This is a genomic window from Streptomyces sp. NPDC048473 (assembly GCF_043200155.1).
Lineage (GTDB): Bacteria > Actinomycetota > Actinomycetes > Streptomycetales > Streptomycetaceae > Streptomyces.
The window spans coordinates 23,555-30,183 of record NZ_JBICXE010000061.1; the positions used below are offsets into that span (position 1 = coordinate 23,555).

The following is a 6,629-nucleotide window of genomic DNA, read 5'->3' on the forward strand; positions in this document are numbered from 1 at the left end:
GTGCCCAAGAACAGGAACACGTTCTCTTCCCTCGCCGCCTGGCGGCGGCGCGCCCTGTCCCGGGCCGTCCACCGCGGCTGGCGCTGGGTGCAGGAGGCGGGCGCGGTCACCGCGGAACACCCCGGCCGGCTGCGGTTCGGCCGGATCGGCGCAGGCACCCGGCTGGCCTTCCCGCAGGGCACGGTCTTCGGGGAGCCATGGATCGAGCTCGGTGCCCACTGTGTGATCGGTGAACAGGTCACCCTGACGGCCGGACTCATGCCCGACCTGGACCTCGGATCCGAGCCGATCCTGACCCTGGGGGACGGAGTGGTGCTCGGCCGCGGCAGCCATGTCGTCGCCGACACCAAGGTCACCATCGGCTCGGACACGTACTGCGGACCGTATGTCTACATCACGTCCACGAACCACAGTTACGACGATCCGCACGAGCCGGTCGGCAGACAGTGGCCCCGCATGGAGCCGGTCGCCATCGGACCGGGCTGCTGGATCGGCACCGGAGCGGTGATCCTGCCCGGGGCCACGCTCGGGCGCAACGTGGTGGTCGCCGCGGGCGCGGTGGTGCGGGGGGAGGTGCCCGACCATGCGGTGGTGGCCGGTGCTCCCGCCCGGGTCGTACGCAGCTGGGATCCGGAAAAGGGCTGGCAGCCGCCGCTGCGCACCCCCGCTCCGGTGCCGATCCCGTCGGGCGTCACGCCCGAGCAGCTGCTGGCCCTGGCGGAACCGGGCGAGACACCGGGCCCGTCCGGTGGCTGAGGACGGTGGGAGCCGGATCCTCAGCCGGTCGCCAGCAGCACCGTGCCCACCAGGGCGAGACCGGCCCCGGCCGCCTGCACCCCGCGCAGCCGTTCCTTGAGCACTCCGCGCGCGGCCAGTGCCGTGACCACCGGATAGAGCGAGGCGAGTACGGCGGCCACGGTGACCGGGCCGTGCTGTGCGGCGATCGAGTACGTGCCGTTGGCCGCAACATCCGCGAGCCCGACGAACGCCAGGGCGGGCAGCGCGGCCAGCACCACGGCGGCCCCGCCCTCCTCCGGCAGTGCGCGGGCCCCGCGGCGCACCGATACATACAGGGCGCTGCCGCCCACCGCGATATTGGTGAGGCGCTGGACGAAGAGCGCCAGGAACAGTCCGGTCACCGTCGTGGACGCCTCCGCGATCAGGGACATCACCGACCCGAAACCGAACGCGGCCACCAGGGTCAGCAGCACCGCCCGGCGCTGCACCGGCGCCCCGCGCAACTGCGGACCACCGGCCAGCACGATTCCCACCACGGCGACGCCGACCCCCGCGAACTGCAGCAGCCCCGGCCGCTCCCCGACGACAATCCCGACACTCACCGGCACGGCGACACCCAGCGATCCGAGCGGGGAGACGACGCCCATCGGGCCGAGCGCCAGAGCCTTGTAGAAGCTCAGCATCGCGACCGGTCCGACAGCGCCCGCCGCGACGGCGAACCAGAGCTGCGGGCCCGCCTCACTCCAGCCGCCGGTCACGACAACGATGATGCCGAGCACCACGGCCGCGGCGGTCTGCGACACGACGACCACGGTGAGCGCGGGCGTACGTCGCGTGAGCAGCCCGCCGCCGAAGTCGGCCAGCCCCCAGAGCAGGCTGGTGGCCAGGGCGAACAGTGCTGTCATTGCATGCCTCGCAGTACAGTGCGATGAACGGTTGGGTACACCACACCGTAGTGCAGTATTTTCGACCCTGTCATCCAAAATATTGGACGGAATGTGTCTGACCTCGATCAGCTCACCCAGTCGCTCGCGCGCAATCTCAAGCGCTGGCGGGGGGAACGCGGCTTCACTCTGGACGCACTCGCCGCCCGTGCCGGGGTCAGCCGCGGCATGATCATCCAGATCGAGCAGGCCCGCACCAACCCGAGCGTCGGCACCACGGTCAAGCTCGCCGACGCACTGGGTGTCAGCATCACCACGCTGCTCGACTACGAGCAGGGCTCACCGGTCCGGCTGGTGCCCGAGAGCCAGGCGGTGCGCATGTGGTCGACAGAGGCGGGCAGTTCCACCACGCTGCTCGTCGGTACGGAGGCCAGGGGGCCGCTCGAACTCTGGTCGTGGCGCCTGATGCCGGGCGACAGCAGTGCCTCCGACCCGCACCCCGAGGGTACGGTCGAGCTGCTCCACGTCACCGCGGGCGAACTCACCCTGGTCGTCGACGGAACCTCGTACTCCGTACCCGCCGGTGGGTCCGCCACGTTCGAGGCGCATCACCCCCACGCCTACCGCAACGACGGCTCCGAGCCGACCGAGGTCACCATGGCGGTCTCCATCCCGCCCGTACGGTGAGACGGTCAACCGGCCGCCTTCGAGACGCTGTTAGCGTTGCGCGCATGCGCGCACCCATCGGATCCTTCGAGAACGCCTGCCCGGCGGCCGACCGCCTCGACCTGCTCACCGGGCCTGTCGCCGCAGCCGTGGCCGAAGGCTGGGGCGGTGTCCCCGCCGCGCAGATCATCCACGTCGACACGGATCCGGCCATCGCCGACACGGCGGTCTTCGTCGAGCACCACGGCGCGGAAATGCTCGACCGGTCGGCCAACTGCGTCGTGGTGGCGGGCAAGCGCGGCGGCGAAGTGACGTTGGCGGCCTGCCTTGTCCTCTCCCACTCCCGCGTCGACGTGAACGGCGCGGTCCGCAAGCACCTGGGCGCCCGCAAGGCGTCCTTCGCCCCGATGGACACGGCAGTCGGCGAGACCGGCATGGAGTACGGCGGAATCACACCGATCGGACTCCCGGCCGCCTGGCCGCTGCTGATCGATCCCGCCGTCGTCGACGAGGAATGGGTGCTGATCGGCAGCGGCAGCCGGCGGGGCAAGCTGATCGTCCCGGGCAAGGCGCTGGCGGCGCTGCCCGGCGCCGTGGTCGTCGACGGCCTGGGCATCAAGGGCTGAGGCTCTCAGCCGTGCGCTCGGCAGAGGGCCTGAACCGGCGCTCCGCCCCGATGCGACGGCAGCCAGCGGGACGCGAAGTCGACGGCGTCGGTGAAGCGGAAGAGCCGACTTGTCGATGAGCCCACCGGGCCGGTGCGGACGGCCGCACCGCTGTCCGAGCGGGTGAAGTCCGCTCCCAGGGCCGCGAAGTCGCTGTCGTCCAGCGCGACGTCCTCGTACTCCCACCACTGGCGCCGGCCCCCGGCCGTCACCACGCAGCGATAACTGCGGCGGGGCGGGGCGGGCACCCGGTACTCACCGAGATGGAACGCGGTGCAGGTGTCGAACCCGGTGCCCAGCAGGAGCACTTGGGCCCGCAGGTCGTAGAGGCGGGCCAACGGGGAGTCCTCGCCGAGATGGCAGTCGGGGTGGTGGTGCGCCACCAGCTTCCGGGCCGAGGGGCCGAGCGCGGCGAAGGATGTCTGGGGGTGGCCGCTGCGCGCCGCCCCCTCGGTGAGCCGCACGGCCTCCGCGAGGCGGCCCATCGACGGTGCGGCAGACGTCGCCGGGTCGAAGGGCGGCATGCTCGCCCGTACGGCCTCCCGGGCCCGGTCGCTGAGACCGAGCACCCGGTCGAGGTAGTGCGGAGAGGTGTCGGAGTTCTCCGGGGTGAAAACAGGGACGACGATTGTGCCGTGCGCGCCGAGGGCGTCCCGTAACGCAGCGACCACCGCCCGGACCCCGCCGCTCACCGACCCCACCGCACGCATCGACGCATGCACAAGGAGGACGCCGCTCCGCTCCACGCCCAGTTCGGACAGTTGCCCGGCCAGCCCGGTTCGGCTGTGGCGGACGGTCGGCGCAGTCGTAGTACTCACGGCGGGCCATTCTCCCAGCCGGACGCCGAGTGTGACACCACGCACATTCGGACGAGGGACGGGGGTGCTGCGGCTACCGGATCAGCGCCGGAATTTCGATGGCGGGGCAGCGGTCCATGACCATCTCGAGCCCGGCTGCCCGGGTGCGGTCGTACGCCTCGGGGTCGACCACGCCGAGCTGGAACCAGACCGCCTTCGCTCCCGCCGCCACCGCATCGTCGGCCACCGCGCCCGCCAGTTCACTGTTGACGAAGACATCCACCACATCGACCGGGAACGGTATGTCGGCCAACGAGGCGTAGCCGTCCTCGCCATGGACCCGCTCCGCCTTCGGGTGCACCGGGACCACCCGCTTGCCGAAGCGCTGAAGCACCTCGGCGACGCCGTAGGCCGCGCGCGACCGGTTGTTGGACAGGCCCACCACCGCCCAGGTCTCGCCCGTGTCCCGGAGAATCCTGCGGATCGTCTCTGCGTCTGCGTACATGATCCGGACAACGGACAGCGGCCCCGGACCATTCCCGGCCGGGGCATAGGGTGGCCGGATGCAGGAGCAGTACCGGACAGTCGCCCGAGCGGGCGTGCACGAGACCGAGATCAACCGGTCGCGCTTCATCTGCGCGCTCGCCCCCGCCGCCACCGAGCAGGAGGCGCAGGACTTCGTCGCACGCATCCGCAGGGAACACCCGACTGCCACCCACAACTGCTTCGCCTACGTGATCGGCGCCGACGCCTCCGTGCAGAAGGCCAGTGACGACGGGGAGCCGGGTGGCACCGCCGGCGTACCCATGCTGCAGATGCTGACGCGCCGTGAGATGCGGTACGTCGTTGCCGTCGTCACCCGTTACTACGGCGGTGTGAAGCTCGGTGCGGGCGGACTGATCCGGGCGTACGGGGGAGCGGTCGGGGAGGCCCTCGACGAGCTCGGCACCATCACCCGGCAGCGGTTCCGCCTCGCCACGATCACCGTCGGCCATCAGCGCGCGGGCAAGCTGGAGAACGACCTCCGAGCCACCGGACGGACCGTCCGCGAGGTCCGCTACGCGGAGGCCGTCATCATCGAGATCGGGCTGCCGGACGCCGATGTCGAGTCATTCCGCGGCTGGCTGGCCGACGCGACAGCGGGCGAGGCCCAGCTGGAGCTGGGCGGCGAGGCGTACGGGGACGCCTGACGGGATCCCGGCTTCCCGACAGCGGTCCCCGGAACCCCCTGGGTGCTACCGGGCCTTGATCCGCCACACGGGACAATGGGCGCATGGCCCGACTCCTGACCAGCAGTGATCTCTTGGCCGTCCTCGATCCGGAAGCCTCACCGAAGGCTCTGCGAGAGGGCTTCTGCCAAGCCGATTCCTCCACGGTCACCGGGCAGCGCGTGCGCACGGATCTGCCGTTCCCGGGCACGGCGACAGTCAGCGAGTCCACGCTGGACCCCGGCCTGTTCATCAACGCCAACAATGTGCGCGCCCTGAACGGCGACGACAGCAGCGAGCTGTGGTCGCGCACCACCAAGCGAGACGAGTCCAACTCCCACGACGATCGCGTACTCGCAGGCGGCCGCCTGCGCGACCGGGCCCGGCGGTCGGCGGATCATCGTCTCGGGCGAGCAGGGCGGTGCCAGCACCTACGACCCGTCCGATCTCACCGCCGGCGGGGACTACCCGTACAGCGTGTCCGGCCTCTCCGCGATGGGCGGCCAGGAGATCTTCACCGGTGACCTGAACGGCGACGGTGTCGACGAGATCGTCTCGCTGAACTTCGACGAGTACGGCGCCGACCGCACAGCGGGGCTCGAGGGCGGCGGCTACTCCCAGCCGTTCTCCGCGATGCGCCAGACGATCACGGCGACGATCGCCCCGTCCTGATCCGTCGCTCCCGACCCCTCAACGGGTCACCGTAGGCCCCCGAGTCCACGAGCCGGGGCCTACGCCCCGGCTGCGTCGCCGGTTCCGAGACCTCCTCATGATCCCGGTGGATCAGCGCATCCTTGTGCGCAATAGATGCACAAATGTTCGATTTGACTATGCTTGCAGTTGGATACTGCACCGCATCCGCGCGGTCGCGGAGATTCGAAAGGAAGCCCGGTCATGCCGAAGAACGAGAGGTCGTCCCAGCCCTCGCACGGCGAGGGACCGAGCCGCCACAAGGGCGCCCACCAGCACGGCTGGGCGTCGGATGTGGACGAGACCCACCAGGAGCCCAACGACAGCGCGCACCGGTCCTTCCATCCCGACGAGTACGCGCCGAAGCCCGGCCCCGGCAGGAAGATCTCCAAGGAGGAAACCAAGGAGGTCTCCGGCAACACGGTCAAGAGCACTCATCGCCCGGGTCAGGAACGCGCCGGGAAATCCGGCGAGAGCGGCATGCACGACACCGGCCCCAGGGGCCGGTCCCAGCGCCCCAGCGGAACCCGGGACGCCTCCGCATCCACAGGAGTCGACCCGCAGGAACCGCGCTCCGACTCCGGCTGACCCCGCCGATCCCGAACGGCGCCGTCCGTGCCGCGACGACGAGCCGGCGCCCGCCGGAGGGCGGGGTTGTCGACAACGCCTGCGCGTACCGCCGACGGGACGGGCGACGCGACCACCATGCCTCCGGTAACAACTCCAGGCCGCTCAGGGATGAACGCTGCCTCCGCGCCGATGGCGGGAGGGAGCCCCACTGGAGTCGGCACCGCATGGTCTGCCCCCATTACCGTCTTCGTTGGCTCCGCAATGGGGCTCCCGGCCTCCGGGCCCGGCATGACTTCCCCCCCCTTGTTAACCATGACAATGCCGTTGCTTTTGGGGCTGGCAGGGCGTTGGGCTGTTCGTGTTGGTGTCGCGTCTGGAGCGGCTGGGGTTGGGGATCTTGACCCGATCCTG

Annotated in this window: 9 protein-coding genes; 6 read left to right on the top strand and 3 right to left on the bottom strand. The window is 70.7% G+C overall.

What is annotated here, in order from left to right; translation table 11 throughout:
- Positions 1–756, top strand: coding sequence for an acyltransferase (locus ACGFU7_RS42725; RefSeq protein WP_393703666.1), 756 nt, complete (start codon positions 1–3; stop codon positions 754–756).
- A gap of 20 nt (positions 757–776) precedes the next feature.
- On the opposite strand, the gene ACGFU7_RS42730 is transcribed toward ACGFU7_RS42725, so the two are convergent.
- Positions 777–1,643: an EamA family transporter gene (locus ACGFU7_RS42730; protein ID WP_393703668.1), complete on the bottom strand. Its 867-nt coding sequence runs from the start codon at positions 1,641–1,643 to the stop codon at positions 777–779.
- A gap of 93 nt (positions 1,644–1,736) precedes the next feature.
- Here ACGFU7_RS42730 and ACGFU7_RS42735 point away from each other — a divergent pair, with 93 nt between their 5' ends.
- Together ACGFU7_RS42735 and ACGFU7_RS42740 are read left to right on the top strand one after the other, a co-directional pair.
- Positions 1,737–2,309, top strand: coding sequence for a helix-turn-helix domain-containing protein (locus ACGFU7_RS42735; protein WP_382902062.1), 573 nt, complete (start codon positions 1,737–1,739; stop codon positions 2,307–2,309).
- Between the two features lie 44 nt (positions 2,310–2,353).
- Entirely contained in the window at positions 2,354–2,914 is a 561-nt protein-coding gene (locus tag ACGFU7_RS42740) for a YbaK/EbsC family protein (RefSeq protein ID WP_393703670.1), read from the top strand.
- A gap of 5 nt (positions 2,915–2,919) precedes the next feature.
- On the opposite strand, the gene ACGFU7_RS42745 is transcribed toward ACGFU7_RS42740, so the two are convergent.
- Complete coding sequence (locus ACGFU7_RS42745) at positions 2,920–3,771, bottom strand: aminoglycoside N(3)-acetyltransferase (RefSeq protein WP_393703671.1); 852 nt, start codon at positions 3,769–3,771, stop codon at positions 2,920–2,922.
- Between the two features lie 73 nt (positions 3,772–3,844).
- On the bottom strand, positions 3,845–4,255 hold the full coding sequence (locus tag ACGFU7_RS42750) for a CoA-binding protein (protein WP_393703672.1): 411 nt from the start codon (positions 4,253–4,255) through the stop codon (positions 3,845–3,847).
- 58 nt (positions 4,256–4,313) lie between these two features.
- Between ACGFU7_RS42750 and ACGFU7_RS42755 the strand changes: the two genes are divergently transcribed.
- The 3 genes from ACGFU7_RS42755 (at position 4,314) to ACGFU7_RS42765 (ending at position 6,236) form a co-directional block, all read left to right on the top strand.
- Positions 4,314–4,940: a YigZ family protein gene (locus tag ACGFU7_RS42755; RefSeq protein ID WP_393703674.1), complete on the top strand. Its 627-nt coding sequence runs from the start codon at positions 4,314–4,316 to the stop codon at positions 4,938–4,940.
- A gap of 495 nt (positions 4,941–5,435) precedes the next feature.
- Positions 5,436–5,630, top strand: coding sequence for a hypothetical protein (locus ACGFU7_RS42760; protein WP_393703675.1), 195 nt, complete (start codon positions 5,436–5,438; stop codon positions 5,628–5,630).
- A 222-nt stretch (positions 5,631–5,852) separates the two neighbouring features.
- Positions 5,853–6,236 (top strand): hypothetical protein, encoded by a 384-nt coding sequence (locus ACGFU7_RS42765; RefSeq protein WP_393703676.1) that lies wholly within the window; start codon positions 5,853–5,855, stop codon positions 6,234–6,236.
- The last annotated feature ends 393 nt before the right edge of the window (positions 6,237–6,629 follow it).

Excerpts from the sequence above, each read along its gene's own strand:
- ACGFU7_RS42730 (WP_393703668.1), bottom strand. The coding sequence starts at position 1,643 with ATGACAGCACTGTTCGCCCTGGCCACCAGCCTGCTCTGGGGGCTGGCC.
- ACGFU7_RS42740 (WP_393703670.1), top strand. The coding sequence starts at position 2,354 with ATGCGCGCACCCATCGGATCCTTCGAGAACGCCTGCCCGGCGGCCGAC.
- ACGFU7_RS42750 (WP_393703672.1), bottom strand. The coding sequence starts at position 4,255 with ATGTACGCAGACGCAGAGACGATCCGCAGGATTCTCCGGGACACGGGC.
- ACGFU7_RS42755 (WP_393703674.1), top strand. The coding sequence starts at position 4,314 with ATGCAGGAGCAGTACCGGACAGTCGCCCGAGCGGGCGTGCACGAGACC.
- ACGFU7_RS42765 (WP_393703676.1), top strand. The coding sequence starts at position 5,853 with ATGCCGAAGAACGAGAGGTCGTCCCAGCCCTCGCACGGCGAGGGACCG.